Raw genomic sequence first — 18,457 nt, 5'->3', positions numbered from 1 at the left:
TTTGAAGCTGGTGCAGGCCGCCTCCGGGAGAAGGCGGTCTGCGTAGCTTTTGGGATTCAACGAGAGAGGAACACACCATGCCCGTCATCGACGTGCCCCAGCCCGAATTCATGGAAGACGAAGAGATTTCGATCTTCGCGGATGCCGTGGGCAAATTCTATCAGCAGCATGCGCCCGAAAAGCGCGTCCAGAAATGGCGCGATGAAGGCCAGGTCGAACGCGAATTCTGGAACGAGGCTGGCCAGGCTGGCCTTCTCGGCGTGTCCGTGCCTGAGGAATATGGCGGCCACGGCGGCGACTTCCGCCACGACATCGTCGTCATCGACCAGCAGGCCAAGCACAATGTCGACGGCTTTGCGGCAAGCCTGCACAACACGATCATCCTACCTTACCTCGTTCGCTACGGCACCGAGGAGCAGAAGCAGAAATACCTGCCCAAGCTGGTGACCGGAGAGCTTGTCAGCGCCATCGCCATGACCGAGCCAGGCGTGGGAAGCGATCTTCAGTCGATCACGACCACCGCCCTCAAGGATGGCAACGGTTACCGGATCAACGGGTCGAAGACCTATATCTCGAACGGTCAGACCGCCGACTTCATCGTCGTCGTGGCTAAGACCAACCCGGAAGAGCGCGCCAAGGGCATCTCGCTTATGCTGCTCGAAACCGAAGGCGCCGAGGGCTTCCAGCGCGGACGCAAGCTCGACAAGATCGGTCTCGATGCCGCCGACACCTCTGAGCTGTTCTTCGACAACGTCTTCGTCCCGGCCGAAAACGTTCTCGGCGGTGAAGAGGGCAAGGGCTTTTACCAGCTGATGGGAGAGCTCGCACAGGAGCGCCTCGTGATCGCCATGGGTGCAGCCACGGGGATCGAGAAAGCGCTCGAGACCACACTTGACTATGTGAAAGAGCGCAAGGCGTTCGGCCAGACCATCTGGGATTTCCAGAACACCCAGTTCGTGCTCGCCGACCTCAAGGCGCGCGGTACGGCTGCCCGCGTTTTCGTCAACGATTGCATCGCCAAGCTGCTCAAGGGCGAGCTCGACGTCGCAACCGCTGCCATGGCGAAATACTGGGTGACTGAGCTTCAGAGCGAAGTCGTCGACAAGTGCCTGCAACTGCACGGCGGCGCCGGCTACATCAACGATTACCCGATCGCGAAGATGTACCGCGATGCACGCATCACGCGTATCTTTGGCGGTTCGAATGAAGTCATGAAGATGCTGATCGCTCGCTCAATGTAATCGGCTCTCAGAGCGTCATACAAAAAGGGCGGCCCGGTTTCCCGAGCCGCCCTTTTTTGTGTCCGATCCCTTCAGATCAGAATTCGGTACGCAGCGTCACGCCGTAGGTGCGCGGCTCGGCGATGAAGGCCGAACGGGCCGAGAAGCCCGGGCTTGCACGAAGCGTGGTGTTGAAGGTCACGTTGCGAGTGATCTCGTTGGTGAGGTTCACCGCCCATGCTTCCAGCGTCCAGCTCTTGTCCTGGGCACCGATACCAGCGCGCATGCTAATCATGGTGTTGCCGTCCTGAACATCGAACGGAAGCAGCTGAGCGCCGTTCGAACCTGGGTTGGATGCCTGCGTCGAAGTGCGACGATCGCTCTCCGTGCGGACCTGGCCGTTGAGGAACCACTGCAGATTGTCGCCCAGGTCACGCTCATAGGTAGCACCAACGATGGCGACTACGTCCGGAGCGTTGGTCAGGTCATTGCCGCACAGTTCAGTAACCTGCGCAAAGGTCACATTGCCTGCACAATCATCCGGATAGGACGCGTCGGTATAGGTCAGACCAAGATTGATGGTCAGGTTCTCATCCGGACGGACCACCGATTCCAGTTCGAAACCCTGACTGACAGCTTCCGGCACGTTGAACGTCTGGAATGCTGCGCCGGTGAACTCGAGGATCTGCAGGTTGTCGAATTCCTCGCGGAAGATTGCGATGTTTGCGGTCACTGCATCATCGAGGAACTGCGCCTTGATGCCGAGTTCGTAGGCGTCGACTTCCTCGGATTCGAAGGTCGGATCCGCGCCGCCGATTGCTGCGGTCACGTCGAGGTTGATACCACCTGCCTTGTAGCCGTGCGTAAAGCTTGCATAGGCCGTGATCGGAGCCTCGAACTCGTAGCTAATCTTACCGGTGTAGATCAGTTCTTCGTCTTTGAAGGTAGCCTGATATTCCTGCGGCAGCGGCAGGGTTGCTGTGCCAATCGCCGGAGCGGTGAAGCCGAAGCAGCCAAGTCCGATGACAACAGGAACGGCGGCTGCCGGAATAAGCCCAGCGTTCAGCGCCGCCACACCGTTCAAGCAGGCCGGGTTGTTCGAAGCGATCTGCGTGTAGCCGCCTTCTTTCTTCTCGTCCGAATAACGCAGGCCCAGCGTAAAGCTCAGCCCGTCGGTCACTTCGAGCACGTTGTGGGTGAAGACCGAGAAGCTTTCCGCTTGCTGATCGTAGCGGTTCGTTGCCGTCGTGCCAGCCGGATTGACACCGGTGAGCAACTGGATCGGTGCCGGGCCAAGCGCCCCGCCAGCGAACGCGCCATAAAGCGCATCGGTATCCTCGCCGAGCGAGAAGTCGGTGACCGCGCTGATGTCCTCATCGGAATAGAAACCACCGATCAGCCAGTCGAGACGGCCATCGAATGCTTCGCCCTGAATGCGAAGTTCGTGGGTCATCGTCTGAATTTCGGTGCGAAGATCATCCACGTCGAAGAAGTCGACGCCGGTGAAGTCGGTGTCATAGTTCTCGTTCGACTGATAATCGCGATATGAACCGATATAGATCAGGTCGACAGCATCGCTGAGAGGGACCTGGATCTCACCGGTGACACCCCACTGCTCGACGTCTGACATCGGCACACGGTTGGCGGTGACGGTGCGGTCATCCATTGCGTCCTGCATTGTGGACGTGTCGAACTGATCGCGCGCCACGAAGGGCTGCACCTGGCGACCGCGCGGGCCAAGGCCCACTGCTGCGAAAACGCCGTTGGATTCGTTCTGCGCAGCAAGCAGCTCGATGGGCGAGCAGCACTGGTTGTTGTTCGCCGAGTAATCGAAAATGAAGCGTGCAGTGACGCCGCTTTCACCCTCGTAGCCCAATTGAGCGCGGACAAGGTGCTGGTCAATCAGGCCGGATTCGCCGATCTCGTTTCCGTTGGGATCGAGAATGTCGATGAAGCCATCGCGCTCACGATATGCGCCGGTCAGGCGCAGCGCGAGTGTATCTTCGACCACCGGCACGTTGATCGCGCCCTGAACATTGATGAGATCAAAGTTACCGTAGGTCGCGTTTGCGAAGCCGCCAAACTCGGTTACGTCAGGGCGGTTCGTCGTAATGTTGAGAGCACCAGCCGACGTGTTGCGACCGAACAGAGTGCCCTGCGGACCGCGCAGCACTTCGACCCGCTCGATGTCGACAAATTCGCTCAGCGCGACGCCAGGGCGCGACTGGTAAGCGCCGTCGATGAAGATACCGACCGCACTTTCGAAGCCGATGTTGTTGGAAGTCGTACCGACACCGCGAATACGCAGCACAACCGTACCCGAAGCGATCTGTGCCTGCGAGGTCGAGAAGCTAGGGCTGACCTGCGTGATGTTCTGGACGTTGACGACGCCCTGCCGGTCGAGCTGCTCCTGCGTCGCAGCAGTCACGGCAATTGGAACGTCCTGAATATCCTGTGCACGACGCGTTGCCGTCACAATAATCACCCGGTCATTAGCCGCAGGCGATGGCTCTGCTTGCGTCTCATTGTCCTGAGCAAATGCGGGTGCGGTGAATGAACTGCAGGCCATCAGGCCAGCAGCGTAGGCTGCGAGCTTACGTGTCATAGACTTCTCTCTCCTCTACCACCCGACTTGTTGGCCGGTGTGGTTCAACTCCAACTCGCGAGACTATCAGCGCTTTTCGGCCTGCCAAGTCGTGGAGGCGGGTTCCTTGGAAAGAGTTGTAGATATGTCACAGTTTGCGCTGCAGTGCAGCATAAATTGCAGCAAAAAGGAGCAAATGTGAACGAATCTTTCCCGCAGCGCGGCAAAAGACTCACAATCCAAGCCGCACGCCAAACCAGAACGTGCGCGGTACGCCGAGGTCAATCGCACCGCCAGCGTTGCGGGTGACGATGGTTTCGTCGAGGAGGTTCTCGGCTCGCGCGACCAGCGACAACTCACCCTTGATCGGAATTTGAGCGAACAGATTGAGCGTCGTCGCCGCCGGAAGCAGGTCGGTTTCCTGATCGTCCTCGAACTGAGAGCTGACGTGGCGCACCGTGCCTGCGAGCCGCCAGCCTTCCACCGGCTCCCATGCCAAGGTGGCGGAAGCGGCGAATTCGGGCGTTTGCGGTGGGCGGTTGCCGTCGAGTGCAGCCGACGTGCCGTCTCCGGCGATCTCGGCATCGGTGTAAGCGAGCGACGCGTCGAAACTCACTTCGCCCAGCCGAAGCACCACGGCTCCTTCGATACCCTGCGCCTCGATGGCGGGCAGGTTCTGGCGCTGGCGAAGGTTCGGGGCGAGGGTCACATTGGCAATCGCGTTCTCGACCTCGTTGTCGAAAGCGGTGAGCGAGATGACCAGTTCATTCACCGGTTGCCAGTTGAGGCCGATCTCGAAGCCTTCCAGCCGCTCATTCTCAAGCGCGGCGTTTGCCTGCGTCACGACCGGGAAAACCACGAAAGGCCGGTAAAGCTCATTCAAGGTCGGCAGCCGCAGCCCGGTATACGCCGCGGCGCGAAGGTCGAGGCGGCGCGTCGCGTAGAAGGACGCGCCCGCACGCCAACTGAGCGCCCAGTCGGAGCGGTCAGGTGCCACCACTTCGCTGACCAGCGCGCCATTGGCATCGACTGCGCGGAAGAAGCCGTTTTCGATCCGCGTGTGATCAGCGCGCAGGCCTCCGGTCAGCACTACAGGTCCAATCGACCAGTCGTCCTCGACGAAAAAGCCAAGATTACTGTTCACTCCGCCTGCATTGCGGCTCTCGCGAAGCGCGCCGGTGAAGGCGCTGAAAGCGTCCTCGAACAGCTCGCCATCGGCGCGGCGATAATCGGCACCCACGCGCAGGTCGTGACCCTCTGCGATCGGCGGGCGGATCTCAAACTTGCCGCCGATTCCGGTCGAGGGCGTGTTGCGCTGATCGAGGACGCGGGTGAAGCGGGTCGATGAGATGATGACATTAGAAAAGTTGCGCGCCTGGACGTAGGCAAGCGCGTCGAAGCCCCAGTCTCCGCGCCCGACGATACGGATGCTTGCGTCCTGACCCTCATGGGTTGAATCGGCCCCGTCGAAGCGCAGCGTGCGCTGATCGTCGAATAGGCTAACGCGCGCCTGCAATTCGACATCCGGGCTTAGCGGCGCAACTCCGCGCAGACCCACGTTCCAACTGTCGAAGGCCGCGCGCGCACTGGCAGGGACGCGCTGGCTTTCGGGAGCGGTGAAGAAGCCTTTGCCCCGATCCCAGCGTCCACTTGCAACCGCGAAGCCGCTACCCAGTTTGCCCGCAACGATGCCGGTCGCCTCGGTAGCGCCGCGATCATTGGCAAGCAGGCTCGCATTGACCCCGTCGATCGTGCCAAGCCCGGCGCTTTCCAGTTCAATTGTCCCTGCAAGCGCGCCCGAACCGAACGGCCCCGAACCGCCGCCGCGCGTCACGCGAATATTGCCAAGCGTCTCGGGCGCAATCGCGGAAAGCGGAATATAGCCAAAGAACGGATCGGCAATCGGAACGCCGTCGAGCAGCACGAGGGCGCGGCTGGTCGCGTTGCCGCTCAGTGCCCGCAAGGTCACGCCTTGCGCGGTCGGGTTCGACGAACGGCTGTCCGAGCGGCGAAATTGCTGGAAGCCTGCGACATTGGCTAGCACGTCGTCGAGGCGCCCCGAACCGGTCGATGTGATGGCCTCGCGGTCGAGCTCTATCGTCGAATAGACGATGTTCGAGAGCGCCGGCTCAAGTCCTTCGCCGGTCACGACAATCTGCGTGCCTTCGTCTTCATCGTCCTGCCCGGCCTGCGCAAAGGCGGGGAAGGCGGACGAAAGAGCGATGGCGGAAGCGGCAAGACGCAGGGGGGTATTCATAGGACGGGGCGCCTAACGCGTCTTGCGGGCAAAGTCAGTTGCAAATTGCCATCAAGACTCGCTTTTGCCTGCGACGTGTGTTTACATTGTTGTCAATTGGCCCTGAGTGCCAAGGGGAAGAGAGAGACCTGATGTTAGCAACACCCCCAGATTTCGATGTGCTGATCGTCGGCGCAGGGATTTCCGGTATCGGCATGGCCGCGCACATGACGATGAAGGCGCCGCACCATTCCTACGCCATCGTAGAGCGACGCGAGAACCTCGGCGGGACATGGGACCTGTTCCGCTATCCCGGCATCCGCTCGGACAGCGACATGCACACGCTGGGCTATGACTTCGAACCGTGGCGGCATGAGAAAAGCATCGCCGATGCGCCTGCAATCCTCGACTACCTCAACAAGATCGTCGACGAGCGCGGCATTCGCGAGAACATCCGTTTTGGCCACAAAGTCATAAGCGCCGACTTCCGCGAAGACGAGGCGCGCTGGCATGTGGAGATGGAGCTGGATGATGGCTCGCGCACGCGCCTTACCGCCAACTTCCTATACCTGGGCTCTGGCTATTACGATTATGACGAGCCGCATGATGCAGGGTTCGAACTTGACGATTTCGAAGGTCAGGTGATCCACCCGCAATTCTGGCCCGAAGACCTCGACTATGCAGGCAAGAAGGTCGTGGTGATTGGTTCGGGCGCGACCGCTGTGACTATCGTCCCGTCGATGGCGGACAAGGCCGCCAAGGTCACGATGCTTCAGCGCACGCCGACATGGATGTTCGCGCGTCCAGCAAAGGACCGGATCGCGAACTTCCTTCGTAAGGTGCTGCCCGATAGCGTCGCTTATGCGATCACCCGCTTTAAGAATATCCGGATGCAGGATTACGCCTTCAAGACCGCGCGCAACAAGCCGCAGAAGGTCAAGGATGCACTTTACAAGGGCATCGAGAAAGCGCTCGGCCCTGGCTACGACAGGGACGCTTTCACACCGCCTTACAATCCGTGGGAGCAGCGGCTGTGCCTCGTTCCCGACGACGACCTGTTCGAAGCGATGAAAGCAGGCAAGGCCGATGTCGTCACCGGCCATATCGACAAATTCGAAGCAAACGGCGTGCGCCTCAAATCGGGCGAGTTGCTCGAGGCTGACATCATCGTGACCGCGACCGGTCTGAAGCTCGCGATTGCGGGCAAGATCGCAATCAGCGTGAACGGCGAAGCGGTCGATTTCTCGCAGCGCTATTACTACAAGGGCTGCATGTATTCGAACTTGCCCAACCTTGCGGTGGTGTTCGGCTACATCAACGCAAGCTGGACGCTGCGCGCGGATATCAACTCGGACTATGTCTGCCGCGTGCTCAAGGAGATGCGCGCCCGAGGCGCCGATATCGCAAACCCGGTGCTGACGCCCGAAATGGAAGCGAATATCGAGGAAGAGGATATCTTCGCAGGCTTTTCCAGCGGCTATCTCGCCCGCGCGAAGGACATCAATCCAAAGAACGCGACCGAGTATCCTTGGCGTCTCAACCAGGAATATGTCCTCGATAGAAAGCGCATGGCGAACGATCCTGTTGCCGACGGCATCCTCACGTTCACGCGGGCCGGAGCCAACGCTCAAGCCCCCGAGGAGCAGCTCGAAGCGGCGGAGTGATTTTGGAGCCGATAGCGGTAGCAATCATCTGGGAGTTGGCTTAAGCCTGCCCCCATGAATTCCCCCGACAAGATCTGGACCGCAGGCCTCGTCATTATCGGCGACGAGATCCTTTCGGGCCGCACCCACGACAAGAACATCGCGCAGGTCGCAAGCTGGCTTCAGGTGCAGGGCATCCGCCTTGCCGAAGTGCGCGTGGTAGCCGACGATGAAGATCGCATAGTCGAGGCGGTGAACGCCTTGCGAGCCGATAACGACTACCTCTTCACTACCGGCGGGATTGGGCCGACGCATGACGACATCACCGTCGATGCGGTCGCCAAGGCGCTGGGCGTCGAGGTCATCATTCACCCCGAAGCGCGCGCATTGCTCGAGCGCTATTATGCCGACAAGGGCGGCCTTAACGAAGGGCGTCTGCGCATGGCGCGCGTTCCCGATGGGGCGCAGCTCATACCCAACCGCATGTCTGGCGCACCTGGTATCCGGCGCGGCAATGTCATCCTGATGGCGGGAGTCCCTCACATCACAGCCGGCATGCTCGATGCCCTGACCGGCAAGCTCGAAGGCGGCGCGCCATTGCTTTCCGAGACGATCGGCTGCTGGAGTGCCGAGAGCGAAGTCGCACACTTGCTTCGCGAAGTCGAAGAGGCGCATGAGAACTGCCAGATCGGCTCCTATCCGTTCTTCCGGGACGGCAAGGTCGGGGCGAATTTCGTGATCCGCTCGACCAGCGAAGAAGACCTAAAGAGCTGCGTTGACACCTTGACCGATGGCCTCGCTACGAACGGATACGACTTCACTCCGGGCGGTATCTGACGCGCTCGGCCACATCCCAAACGCGGCCTTAACCCTTCTGCGCTATCGCGATCCTCGCGATGACGTGCGTCTACATCACCATCGATACCGAGTATTCCTCGGGCCTCGTGCGCGACCTTTCGGCCGATAGTCGCAAGGACAACTTCGCACGCTCGGTCGCCTGCCTGACGCCTGACGGGCCCGCCGGTGTGACGCACAAGCTCGACCTGTTCGAGCGTTACGGTATCAAGGCGGTCTTCTTCGTCGACCCCATGCCCGCACTCGTCTGGGGCGTGGCGGCGATCGAGGATGTGGTCGCGCCGATCCTTGAGGCAGGGCAGGACGTGCAGCTGCACTGCCATACCGAATGGCTGGCTCTCGCAGGCGATGCAAACCCGCTTGCCTCAAAGCGGACGGGACAGAACCTGTTCGATTTTGGCCTCGAAGAGCAGACCGAGATCCTCGAGTATGCGCGCCGTACGCTAATAGCAGCGGGCGCGCCAGAACCGGTGGCTTTCCGGGCAGGCAATTACGGCGCGGACGACAACACACTGCGCGCTCTCGCCTCACTCGGCCTCACCTACGACACCAGCCACTGCCCCGCGCTTCCCAGCGGCGCCAGCCGTATCTCGCTCGGCCCCGAAGTGCGCGACCCGGTCGAGCACATGGGCCTGATCGAAGTGCCCGTGGGCAGCATCGGGACGCTCGGCAAAGGCCAGCGTCACGCGCAGATCACCGCGCTCAGCCTGTTCGAGATGCGCGCCGCGATCCGTCACGCACGTGACAGCGGGCGAGATACCTTTACGCTCGTCACCCACTCCTTCGAGCTCATCAATCGCCGCAAGCTCGCGATCAACCGCATCGTGAGACGCCGCTTCGAGGGGCTGTGCAAGGCGCTGTCCTCAATGGAAGGCGTAACCACCGGCACCTACCGCGACAATCCGCCGCGCGTGGCCGAGCATCCCACCAGCCTTCCGCTCCCCGCCAGTGCGATCCGCACCGGCCACCGCTATGCCGAGCAGCTTGTTTCCAACACGCTTTACGGAGCGCTGTGAGATGGACGAGGTCGCAGCCATCGACTTCACCATCGGCTCGCGCCGCCTGCTGTCGGTGGGCCGCGAGTTGGCGACATGGGGCTTCAGTCTCGAAGACGTGCTCGCAAGCGAACCGCGTCTGGAACCGCCGTCGCCTGGGCGTGACGGGCTGCGCGTGTTGTCGGCTCCTGTGAGCATGTTCCCCGCAATCACCGCCCGCTTCCCTCGCCATCTCGTGGGCGGACGGCAGGACTACCGTCGGCACTACATCGACATGTCGGGCAGCTACGAGGACTACCTCGCGCGTTTCTCTGGCAAGACCCGGTCGACCCTGCGTCGCAAGGGACGCAAGCTTGCCAAGGATGCGGGCGAGTATGAGATCAGCGAGCATCGCACGCCGGCCGAGGTGGATGAGTTCCTCGATGCCGCCCTGCCCCTATCGGCAAAGACCTACCAGGCGCGGCTGCTCGATGCCGGTCTGCCGGATAGCGACGCCGCGCGCACCCGGATGCTCGAAGTAGCCGAGGCAGGCCAGATGCGCTGCTTCCTGCTGTCCATTGATGGCGCGGCCATCGCTTATCTCTCGCTTCCTGTCAGCGGGCGCACCTTGGTTTACGAGCATCTCGGTTACGATCCCGACTTCGCTCGCCTGTCGCCCGGTACTGTCCTCCAACTCGAAGCGCTCCAGCGGCTGTTTGCCGAGGAGCGCTTTGACTACTTCGATTTCACTGAGGGCGACGGGGCGCACAAGGCGATGTTCGGTACCGATCACGCCGAGTGCGCAAGCTTCGTTCTGCTCGATCCGACGCTTGCCAACCGGGCGCTTTTGGGAGCGCGGGCTGGCTTCGACGGGGCGGTCAGCACGGCCAAGGCCCTTGCCGAGCGGACAGGTGCGCTCGCAAAGGTGCGCTCCGCTCTCAAGGCCTGATTTACGAGCGCGGGCCGGTGTGCTGGCGCTTCTGCCGCGCGGTGGCGCGTTCGGCGTCGCTGAAGTCCGCTTCCTCGTCCGAGCGGTTGGCTGCCCATGCATAGATGATCACGGCGATCAGCGCAGCAGCGCCGACCACCGGCGCAAGGCGCGCATCGGTCAGCAGCGTGGCGATGAAGAGGATGAGGCCTCCCGCGATGAGGATGGCTTTGGTGTTCATAGCAATGTCTCCTTTGCCTAACCAATGGCCGAACCGGGCGGATGGTTCACTTTTGGGTGAATGAGCAACCGGCAAGGAGGCTTGCGCGGCGAGCAACCGCTCGGTTTGTCGAAGCGTTCAGCGCCTCGAACGCAGGCGAAATTCCTTGAGCCTCGCAAGCCGCGGGCTCGACGCCATCCGGCGGACCCGTGCGACCATCGCGCCGGGCTTGGATTTGAGTTCGCTCTTGTCGGTATCGCTCGAAAGCCAGGCAGACAGGGCAAGCTGCGCAAGCGCGACGAGCGCGATCAGCGTGCCCACCGCCATCCCGATCATCGGGTCGTAATTGAACAGGATCGCGAACACGGCGAGCGCGGCGAACGTCACGTACCAGCCCAGCATCGAGGCCGAGGCGTCGTCGTCTTCCTGTTCGGGATCAATCTGCTGCGTCATTGGGATATTGGCTCCACCAGCATCCTCCATACAGCCTAAACCAAACGGGGGCCAGAAGCGCGTGGCTTCCGACCCCCGTATGTCAGTACGTAGCGATGTAGGAAAGCGTTACGTGGTGTGTTCACGCGCCCCATCCGGGGCGCGGTGTCCTCGCGCCTTTCGCGCTGCGGGCGGCCGGTCGGCCTTGCGGTCCCGTACGGGACCGAGCCAGGGCCAAAACGACTGCACAGCAATCGCAAGCGCGACTGCGCGCCCGCAGCGACGCGATCGCCAGATCGCGTGAGCGAGGAGGAGTGAGCGCGGATGCGCTCACTCACCCAGCAAATTACGCGCCCTCAACTTCGCCCATGTCGATCTTCAGGCCCGGGCCCATGGTCGAGGTCAGCGAGACCTTCTTCACATACTTGCCCTTGGCGCCTGAAGGCTTCGCTTTCACGATCGCATCGGTGATTGCCTTGAAGTTGGCCTTCAGCGCATCGTCGTCGAACGACAGCTTGCCGATGCCGGAGTGGATGATGCCCATCTTCTCGACGCGGAACTCGACCTGGCCGCCCTTGGCGTCCTTCACGGCCTGTTCGACGTTCGGGGTGACGGTGCCCAGCTTCGGGTTCGGCATCAGGCCCTTGGGCCCGAGGATCTTACCGAGGCGGCCAACGACGCCCATCATGTCGGGAGTTGCGATAACGCGGTCATAGTCGAGATCGCCGTTCTGCATCTCTTCCATGAGGTCTTCAGCGCCAACCTTGTCAGCGCCTGCAGCGGTGGCCTTTTCGGCGTTGTCGCCGCGTGCGAAGACCGCAACCTTGACGTCCTTGCCGGTGCCCGAAGGCAGCGAAACCATGCCGCGGACCATCTGGTCAGCGTGGCGCGGATCGACGCCGAGGTTCATCGAGATTTCGACGGTCTCGTCAAACTTGGCCTTGTGCTCGCGCAGGGTCGCGATGGCTTCGTCCACCGAGTAGAGCTTTTCAGGGTTCAGCTCGGCAACAGCCTTCTGCTTCTTGGTCATCTTCGCCATTGGTTCAGCCCTCCACCACGTCGAGGCCCATCGAACGCGCGGAGCCTTCGATGATCTTCATGGCCTGGTCGATATCGTTTGCATTGAGGTCGGCCATCTTCGCTTCCGCGATTTCCTTGACCTGGCTCTGCTTGATGGTGCCGGCAGAGGTCTTGCCCGGTTCGCTCGAACCCGACTTCAGCTTGGCAGCCTTCTTGAGCATGTAGCTCGCAGGCGGGCTCTTGTAGGTGAAGGTGAACGAACGGTCCGCGTAGACGGTGATCGTGGTCGGGATCGGGGCGTTCTTCTCAAGGTCCTGCGTCGCGGCGTTGAACGCCTTGCAGAATTCCATGATGTTGACGCCGCGCTGACCCAGAGCCGGGCCGATCGGGGGTGAAGGGTTCGCAGTGCCCGCGGGCACCTGCAGCTTGATATAGCCTTCGATTTTCTTGGCCATCACTGGCCTCCTTTCGCACTGTTGCCCGCGCGCTTGCGCACCGGGCTCATGTTAAGCGGTCCAGCGCTTCGATCGCTCGAAGCTCCCGCACGGTTTTCTCATCTGAGTGACGAGAAGCGGCGCAGATAGCGGTTTTGCGCCGCAATGCAAGGGGAAAGGCGGCTCTTCGGGCGCGGGTTGGACCACGCAAGGGGGTGCTTTGAAAAAGTAGCGCAGCCCCGCAAGTGCCTGTTGTTGCGCTAGAATGTGGCGGATCGGGTTGTAGGATGTGTGACCTTTCAATCTTGCGCCAGCTGGCCTGCGCGTGAAGGCCGACCTTGTAGTGGCCGCAAGGCGAGTAGGAAAACGCTTGTTGGATCGCCCGATTCCGCCGCAGAGGTGTATTACTCGCACTAGACACCCAGTTCATCTCGCCCTAACGCCGAGCGCGATTTGGATATCGAGGGATCGGACTATGCCAACGACAGATCAGCTATTCGGCTATGCGGGACAGGCCGCGATGGTCGGTTGGGTCATTCTCATCTTTCTGCCTCGGCGCTGGGCGCTGCTGACAGCGATCCCGCGCTTCGTCATACCGCTGGGTCTTTCGCTGCTTTATGCGGGTCTTGCGATGAGCAATTTCTTCCTCGTCGAAGGCGGCGGCTATAGCTCGCTCGACCAGGTCGCGGCATTGCTCGGCAATCGCGAGATGCTGCTTGCCGGATGGGTGCATTACCTCGCTTTCGACCTCTTCATCGGCGGGTGGATCGCGGTGAAGGCGGATGAGGCAGGCGTGAACCGGTTGATCCAGGCGCCGATCCTGCTGCTGACCTTCATGTTCGGTCCCGTTGGGCTTGCACTCTTCCTGCTGATGCGCGCGGGTTATTTCGCGAAGCCAGAAGCGGCGCTTGCCAAGCAGCCCACCCAGCAGGAGGTGCCCGCATGATGGCGACCCGCCCCGTTTCCGCGCCTCGCATGGCGCTCGCGCCCATGCTCGACGATGATCACACCACCCGGCTGAATCTGACGCTGGCGATCTTCATGTTTGCCTCGTTCCTCGTCTTCACGCCTGCGTGGCTGATGGATACGCGCCTGCTTGATAGTGCAGCGGTGTGGACCAAGCCGCAGAAGTTCAACATTTCGCTCGGCCTGCACTTTTTTACGATTGCGGTTCTCTTGCAGCTGGTCCCGCGCGATGTGCGCACCGGGCCGGTGCTGATCGGCTTCTCTTATCTCGCAGCCATCGCGCTGGTGTTCGAATTCGTCTGGGTCTCACTGCAGGCCGCGCAGGCCAAGCGCTCGCATTTCAACTTCGACAGCGGGTTCGAGGCGATGATGTACGCGCTCATGGGCCTTGGCGCGTTCTTCCTGATGACGATTGCCATGGCGCTCGCGGTGCAAATCTGGCGCAAGGGAGATCGAACGCGGCGCGGGCTCTGGCTTGGCGCTATCGTCGGGCTGACGGTTGCCTTCTTCTCGACGCTGTATTTCGGCTTCACCATGTCGAACAGCGGCCGCTATGTCGGCGCCGAACTGAGCGGAGGCGGCGCAACCGTACCATTCTTCGGCTGGAGCCGCGAATATGGCGATCTTCGCCCCGCGCATTTCGTCAGCTTGCACATGATGCAGACGGTGCCCCTGGCCGGGTGGCTGGCAGATCGGTTCGGCTGGAACGCCGTACTGGTCGTGAGCGGCGTTTCGCTCGTTCAGCTGGCACTCGCAGCTGCTCTGTTTGCGCAGGCGCTTGCAGGGCAGCCTTTCTGGCCGGCCTAGGCGGTAACGGTGATGTCGGCGGGCGGATGGCCGGCAAACCAGCGCTTCCACGCCGCTTCGAGCCCTGCCTCGAAGGCGCGCGTATAGAGCTTTGTGTCGAAGAAGGGCGCTGCCGTGCGGCTTCTGGCGAACTTCTCGCGGATCGTTGAAAGCCGGTCCGCGTCCGTGGCCAGCGCGACGATCAGCGTCTCGTATTCTGCATCCGAATGTGTGACGAGCTCGTCCAGACCCGCCGCGTGCAGTACGCTTGCCGCCACTCGCGCGGCGAACTGATCGCCCGCCCGCGTCACGATCGGCAGGCCGGCCCACAGGCAATCGCTCGCGGTGGTGTGCGCGCCATAGGCGCTTGTGTCGAGCGCGAGGTTGGCGTGGCGATGGCGGGCAAGGTGCTGCGTGCGCGGCAGGTGATATGCGAAGACCAGCCGATGGGGGTCGATCCCGCAGCGTTTGGCTTCCATCCGCAGATTGGCTTCGGCGACCGCGTCGGAGCGGTAGAGCCACAGGACGCTTCCCTCGACAGCGCCAAGAGCCCGCATCCAGAGCGCGAAGCGGTCGCGCGTGATCTTGTAGCTGGCGTTGAAGCAGCAGAACACGAATGCATCGCCCGGCAGGCCGTGATCCGCTCGCGTGTCGCTTGGCTGAGGTACCGCGGCGCTGTCATCGCCCGGCTGATATGTGTGCGGCAGGCGAATGATCCGCTCGCTGACATGCGCGCGCTGCGCATCGGGCAGGACGGTCGGATCGGCGAGAATGTAATCGATGAAGCCCGCCCCCATCGTGCCCGGATAGCCGAGATAGTTGACCTGCACCGGAGCAAGCCTGTGCGCAAATACCTGACTGCGCGAACCCGTCGTATAGCCCTTGCAATCGAGCGCGATGTCGATCTCCAGCTTGCGCGACAGGGCGACGATCTCATCATCGGTCAGGCACGCAACGTCGTGAAACTGGTCAACGGCTTGCTCGGCCAGAGCGCGGTATTCATCCTCGCGCGCCTCGCCATAGCTGAAGGCGTGGATCTCGAACCGGTCGCTATCATGCGCAGCGAGCAGCCCAGCAATCAGGTGCATGGTCGCGTGGTCGTGAAAATCAGCTGAGAAATAGCCGATCTTGAGCTTCTCCGGACGCGCAGCGCGCCGCTCGATCGAGGCTGGTGCGATATTGCCAAACCGCTGCATTGCCCAGTTTCGCGCCCGCGCCAGCTGACGCGCGGGTGCGTCTTCGAGCGCCAGCAGCGAAAATGCGGGCACCGCACCCCCGCTCACCCCCAGCTGCGCAATTGCGCCCGCATGCTCTTCCAACGCGTCCCAGTCGCACATCTTTGCAAGCGATTGAACGAGCCCTGCCCGCGCCAATGAATGACCGGGCTGCGCCTTGAGGACAGCCCGGTATTCCTCCACCGCTTGCGTAATTTCGCCATGCTCCTGCTCGAGCGAGCCGAGATTGAAGCGCGCTGTGACAAAGTCCGGCTGCGCTTCAAGCGCACGCTTATAGGCCTTGCGCGCTTCCTCAAGCCGGCCCGCTTTCTTGAGCGCATTGGCATGGGTGTTGTGCACCTCGGCAAGCTCGGGCCGCAGGGCGCAGGCCTGCTCCAACTGCGCGATTGCCTCGTCGAGACGCCCTTGCGCGATCAACACACCGCCCAAATTGTTGCGCGCCTGTGCAAGCGATGGGTCAATGGCGATGGCGCGTTTGTAGGCCGCCTCGGCGCCTGCCGGATCGCCCTTGTCCTCCAGCACGAGACCGAGATTGTAGGCCGCGCCTGCGAAATTGGGGCTCAATGCCTCGAGCCGACGGAAGCTCTCTTCGGCAATCGCAGTCTGGCCAAGCACGCGTGCGCAGGCACCGGCAAGGTTCCACGCCGCCATTGTATCAGGAAATTCGCGCAGCATCGCCTGCGCCGAGCCGAGCGCGTCGGCAAACCGTTGCTGGCGATAAAGCGCGGTAAGCGCATCGATCGCCGATCGCGGCGCGACCCTTTGGGTGAGCCCGGCAATCCCGGCCGACGACAGGCCAGAGCCGTCCGCCGCCCCGCTTCGCGGAACGCGGCTGATTTTCACCGGTGGCTCGCCTGATTTTCCCATGCGAAGGCGAGACTACGGACTTTGCCGATGTGCGCCAAGAGCAGCGCTCATTCGGGGCGGTCCAGTTCGTGGACCGGGAGCTTCATCCCCTTGGTGCGGCTGGTGAGATGAAATCGGTGGCACAGCGAGCATTTGTACGCGCGTAGCGTGAATGGCGCGCGCGCAGCCGCTTCCTCCGCCTCCTCGCGCGTCGCAAACCGTTTCTTGCGATTGCAAATGGCGGGACGAGTTTTCATACACGGGGTACTAACCCAGGGGCGGCAAGCCCACCAGCGCGCGGCCCTCCTCAGTCTTGATCGAGAAGTCCGTACCCGCAAATTGCCGACCACCGTCGCCGCACAGAAACAGGATAGCGCGCGCTGCCGCTTCGGGTGATATATGGTCCGAGGGATCGAGCTTGCTAACTGGGTTCATTCCCGATTGACGGATTTGGTCCATCATCGGAGTGGCGACGGTGCCAGGGCTCAGACCAACAAAAGTGACCCCGCGTTCAGCATATTCCCTGTGCCCGACTTCTGTCAGCTTACGTGCGGCTGCCTTGCTCGCGCAATAATGGCTCCACCCTTCAAGTGCGCTGTTCACAGCGCCTGAACTCATGTTGATCACCGTTCCAGAGTGTTGCTCAAGCATGTGAGGCAGGACAGCGCGGATAGCATTGAAAACACCAATGACATTGGTGTTGATCGCCTGCGCCCATAGGTCGGGATCGACATCGCCGATATGTCCGATGGGGGTTATCGTGCCCGCATTATTTACGAGTATGTCGATCCGCTCGAATCTCTCGATGGCACGCGCAATCGCTGCATCGACATCGCTTCGCACGGCAACATCGCAGACATGCGTCTCGACCTCGGCCCCTTCGCTGCGAAGCCGCCTGGCGATTTCATTAAGCCGATCTTCGCGCCGTGCGAGAAGCACAAGGCGCGCTCCACTCGCGGCCATAAGGCCCGCACATGCCTCACCGATCCCGCTGCTCGCGCCGGTAATGATGACGGTTTTCCCATTAAGCTCTTCCATGGTTGCTTCCTTTTTGAGCGAAGTCAGAAGCCAAACGATTACACCGGCGCTCGACGCAATAAAGAGTTCCACCTGCAATATACTTGTGCGAATGTCGCAACAATGAGCATTGAGAACCTTCGCACCTTCTTGGCCGTATGGTATTCGGGCAGCTTCACCGCCGCCGCAGAAGAACTCGCTGTCGCACCCTCATCGGTGTCACGCGCAATTGCCGCGCTGGAAGGTGAACTTGGCGCGCGACTCTTCCAACGCACCACGCGCGCGATGCGGCCGACAGAGGCGGGAGAACGGTTGTTTCCACGGGCAAGCGGATTGGTCGAGGAATGGGACGCGGCGCGCCAGGCGCTGGCCGGCGAACAGGCACAGCTTGCGGGACGCCTTCGGATCAGCAGCTCAATCGCCTTTTCTCAGATCGTGATCGCTCCGATGCTGAAACGCTTTAAGGCAGATCATCCGGACTTGACCATCGACCTTCACCTTTCGGATGACCGCGTCAATCTGGTCGAGGAACAAATCGACATCGCAATCCGGCACGGAAGGATGGAGGACAGTTCACTGATCGCGCGCAAGTTGGGCGCTGTCCGATACCATCTCGTGGCAAGTCCGAGGCTGAGTGAGCAAATCGGCAAGATCGAAGACCCAGAAGAGCTGCGCCAGGTTTCTCTCGTCACATTCTCATTCGGAGAGTTTCGCCGTCAGTGGGAATTTCGCAGGGGCCAAGACACTCGCAGAGTCCAGATTTCGCCGACGATAACCGCAACAAACGCTCTCGTCATTCGCGAAGCTGTGCTGAACGACTGCGGTGCAGCGCTGTTGGCCGACTGGATGATCGAAGACGAATTAGAGCGCGGCGAGCTTGTGCCAATCCTGCCCGACTGGAATGTATCGGGCGCACTCGCACAAAGCGATCTGTGGCTGGTTTATCCCAGCAGGAGTTTTATCCCGGCAAAGACACGGATCTTCGCGGAATTTCTGGAAGCGGAATTCCGCAGCCAGGTGCGCTAACCCCCGCTCAAGCAGCGAAGGGGTAGCGCGGGCAG

At 61.5% G+C, this 18,457-nt stretch carries 17 protein-coding genes; 8 read left to right on the top strand and 9 right to left on the bottom strand.

The window, feature by feature from the left end; translation table 11 throughout:
- Positions 1 to 77: 77 nt before the first annotated feature.
- Positions 78 to 1,241, top strand: coding sequence for an acyl-CoA dehydrogenase family protein (locus NAP1_RS15105; RefSeq protein ID WP_007166198.1), 1,164 nt, complete (start codon positions 78 to 80; stop codon positions 1,239 to 1,241).
- A gap of 76 nt (positions 1,242 to 1,317) precedes the next feature.
- Here the strand turns inward: NAP1_RS15105 and NAP1_RS15100 are convergent, their stop codons facing one another.
- Together NAP1_RS15100 and NAP1_RS15095 are read right to left on the bottom strand one after the other, a co-directional pair.
- Positions 1,318 to 3,825 (bottom strand): TonB-dependent receptor, encoded by a 2,508-nt coding sequence (locus NAP1_RS15100; RefSeq protein ID WP_007166197.1) that lies wholly within the window; start codon positions 3,823 to 3,825, stop codon positions 1,318 to 1,320.
- A gap of 211 nt (positions 3,826 to 4,036) precedes the next feature.
- A complete protein-coding gene (locus tag NAP1_RS15095; protein ID WP_007166196.1) occupies positions 4,037 to 6,061 on the bottom strand; it encodes a TonB-dependent receptor in 2,025 nt (674 codons plus the stop codon).
- Positions 6,062 to 6,192: 131 nt separating this feature from the next.
- On the opposite strand from NAP1_RS15095, the gene NAP1_RS15090 reads away from it, so the two are divergent.
- The 4 genes from NAP1_RS15090 to NAP1_RS15075 are packed head-to-tail and all read left to right on the top strand — an operon-like array spanning position 6,193 to position 10,461.
- Positions 6,193 to 7,704 (top strand): NAD(P)/FAD-dependent oxidoreductase, encoded by a 1,512-nt coding sequence (locus NAP1_RS15090; RefSeq protein WP_007166195.1) that lies wholly within the window; start codon positions 6,193 to 6,195, stop codon positions 7,702 to 7,704.
- 54 nt (positions 7,705 to 7,758) lie between these two features.
- Positions 7,759 to 8,520, top strand: coding sequence for a molybdopterin-binding protein (locus NAP1_RS15085; protein ID WP_007166194.1), 762 nt, complete (start codon positions 7,759 to 7,761; stop codon positions 8,518 to 8,520).
- A gap of 59 nt (positions 8,521 to 8,579) precedes the next feature.
- Positions 8,580 to 9,554 (top strand): polysaccharide deacetylase family protein, encoded by a 975-nt coding sequence (locus NAP1_RS15080; protein WP_007166193.1) that lies wholly within the window; start codon positions 8,580 to 8,582, stop codon positions 9,552 to 9,554.
- 1 nt (position 9,555) lies between these two features.
- Positions 9,556 to 10,461 (top strand): GNAT family N-acetyltransferase, encoded by a 906-nt coding sequence (locus tag NAP1_RS15075; protein WP_007166192.1) that lies wholly within the window; start codon positions 9,556 to 9,558, stop codon positions 10,459 to 10,461.
- Between the two features lies 1 nt (position 10,462).
- Here NAP1_RS15075 and NAP1_RS15070 read toward each other — a convergent pair whose 3' ends face one another.
- The 4 genes from NAP1_RS15070 to rplK all read right to left on the bottom strand — a co-directional run bounded on the left by NAP1_RS15070 (position 10,463) and on the right by rplK (position 12,567).
- The gene (locus NAP1_RS15070; protein ID WP_007166191.1) at positions 10,463 to 10,681 is read right to left on the bottom strand and encodes a hypothetical protein; all 219 of its coding nucleotides are present in this window, start codon (positions 10,679 to 10,681) and stop codon (positions 10,463 to 10,465) included.
- A 117-nt stretch (positions 10,682 to 10,798) separates the two neighbouring features.
- Positions 10,799 to 11,113, bottom strand: a complete 315-nt coding sequence (locus NAP1_RS15065; protein WP_156777294.1) for a hypothetical protein — start codon at positions 11,111 to 11,113, stop codon at positions 10,799 to 10,801.
- Positions 11,114 to 11,438: 325 nt separating this feature from the next.
- Positions 11,439 to 12,131 (bottom strand): 50S ribosomal protein L1, encoded by a 693-nt coding sequence (gene rplA / locus NAP1_RS15060; protein WP_007166189.1) that lies wholly within the window; start codon positions 12,129 to 12,131, stop codon positions 11,439 to 11,441.
- Between the two features lie 4 nt (positions 12,132 to 12,135).
- Complete coding sequence (gene rplK, locus NAP1_RS15055) at positions 12,136 to 12,567, bottom strand: 50S ribosomal protein L11 (protein WP_007166188.1); 432 nt, start codon at positions 12,565 to 12,567, stop codon at positions 12,136 to 12,138.
- A gap of 454 nt (positions 12,568 to 13,021) precedes the next feature.
- On the opposite strand from rplK, the gene NAP1_RS15050 reads away from it, so the two are divergent.
- Together NAP1_RS15050 and NAP1_RS15045 are read left to right on the top strand one after the other, a co-directional pair.
- On the top strand, positions 13,022 to 13,492 hold the full coding sequence (locus tag NAP1_RS15050; RefSeq protein ID WP_007166187.1) for an ABA4-like family protein: 471 nt from the start codon (positions 13,022 to 13,024) through the stop codon (positions 13,490 to 13,492).
- The gene (locus tag NAP1_RS15045; RefSeq protein ID WP_007166186.1) at positions 13,489 to 14,319 is read left to right on the top strand and encodes a hypothetical protein; all 831 of its coding nucleotides are present in this window, start codon (positions 13,489 to 13,491) and stop codon (positions 14,317 to 14,319) included. Before NAP1_RS15050 ends, NAP1_RS15045 begins: the two co-directional genes overlap by 4 nt.
- On the opposite strand, the gene NAP1_RS15040 is transcribed toward NAP1_RS15045, so the two are convergent.
- From NAP1_RS15040 to NAP1_RS15030, 3 genes are all read right to left on the bottom strand, one after another.
- A complete protein-coding gene (locus NAP1_RS15040; RefSeq protein ID WP_162013490.1) occupies positions 14,316 to 16,376 on the bottom strand; it encodes a tetratricopeptide repeat protein in 2,061 nt (686 codons plus the stop codon). The two genes, NAP1_RS15045 and NAP1_RS15040, sit on opposite strands and share 4 nt — an antisense overlap.
- 71 nt (positions 16,377 to 16,447) lie before the next feature.
- Positions 16,448 to 16,636 carry a hypothetical protein gene (locus NAP1_RS15035; RefSeq protein WP_007166184.1) on the bottom strand — a complete coding sequence of 63 codons (189 nt, stop codon included), beginning with the start codon at positions 16,634 to 16,636 and terminating at the stop codon, positions 16,448 to 16,450.
- A 10-nt stretch (positions 16,637 to 16,646) separates the two neighbouring features.
- On the bottom strand, positions 16,647 to 17,417 hold the full coding sequence (locus NAP1_RS15030; RefSeq protein WP_040465135.1) for an SDR family oxidoreductase: 771 nt from the start codon (positions 17,415 to 17,417) through the stop codon (positions 16,647 to 16,649).
- Between the two features lie 102 nt (positions 17,418 to 17,519).
- On the opposite strand from NAP1_RS15030, the gene NAP1_RS15025 reads away from it, so the two are divergent.
- Positions 17,520 to 18,422 (top strand): LysR family transcriptional regulator, encoded by a 903-nt coding sequence (locus NAP1_RS15025; protein ID WP_007166182.1) that lies wholly within the window; start codon positions 17,520 to 17,522, stop codon positions 18,420 to 18,422.
- The last annotated feature ends 35 nt before the right edge of the window (positions 18,423 to 18,457 follow it).

It is taken from the genome of Erythrobacter sp. NAP1, from assembly GCF_000152865.1.
GTDB lineage: Bacteria > Pseudomonadota > Alphaproteobacteria > Sphingomonadales > Sphingomonadaceae > Erythrobacter.
This window is presented reverse-complemented; position numbering and strand designations above follow the sequence as displayed.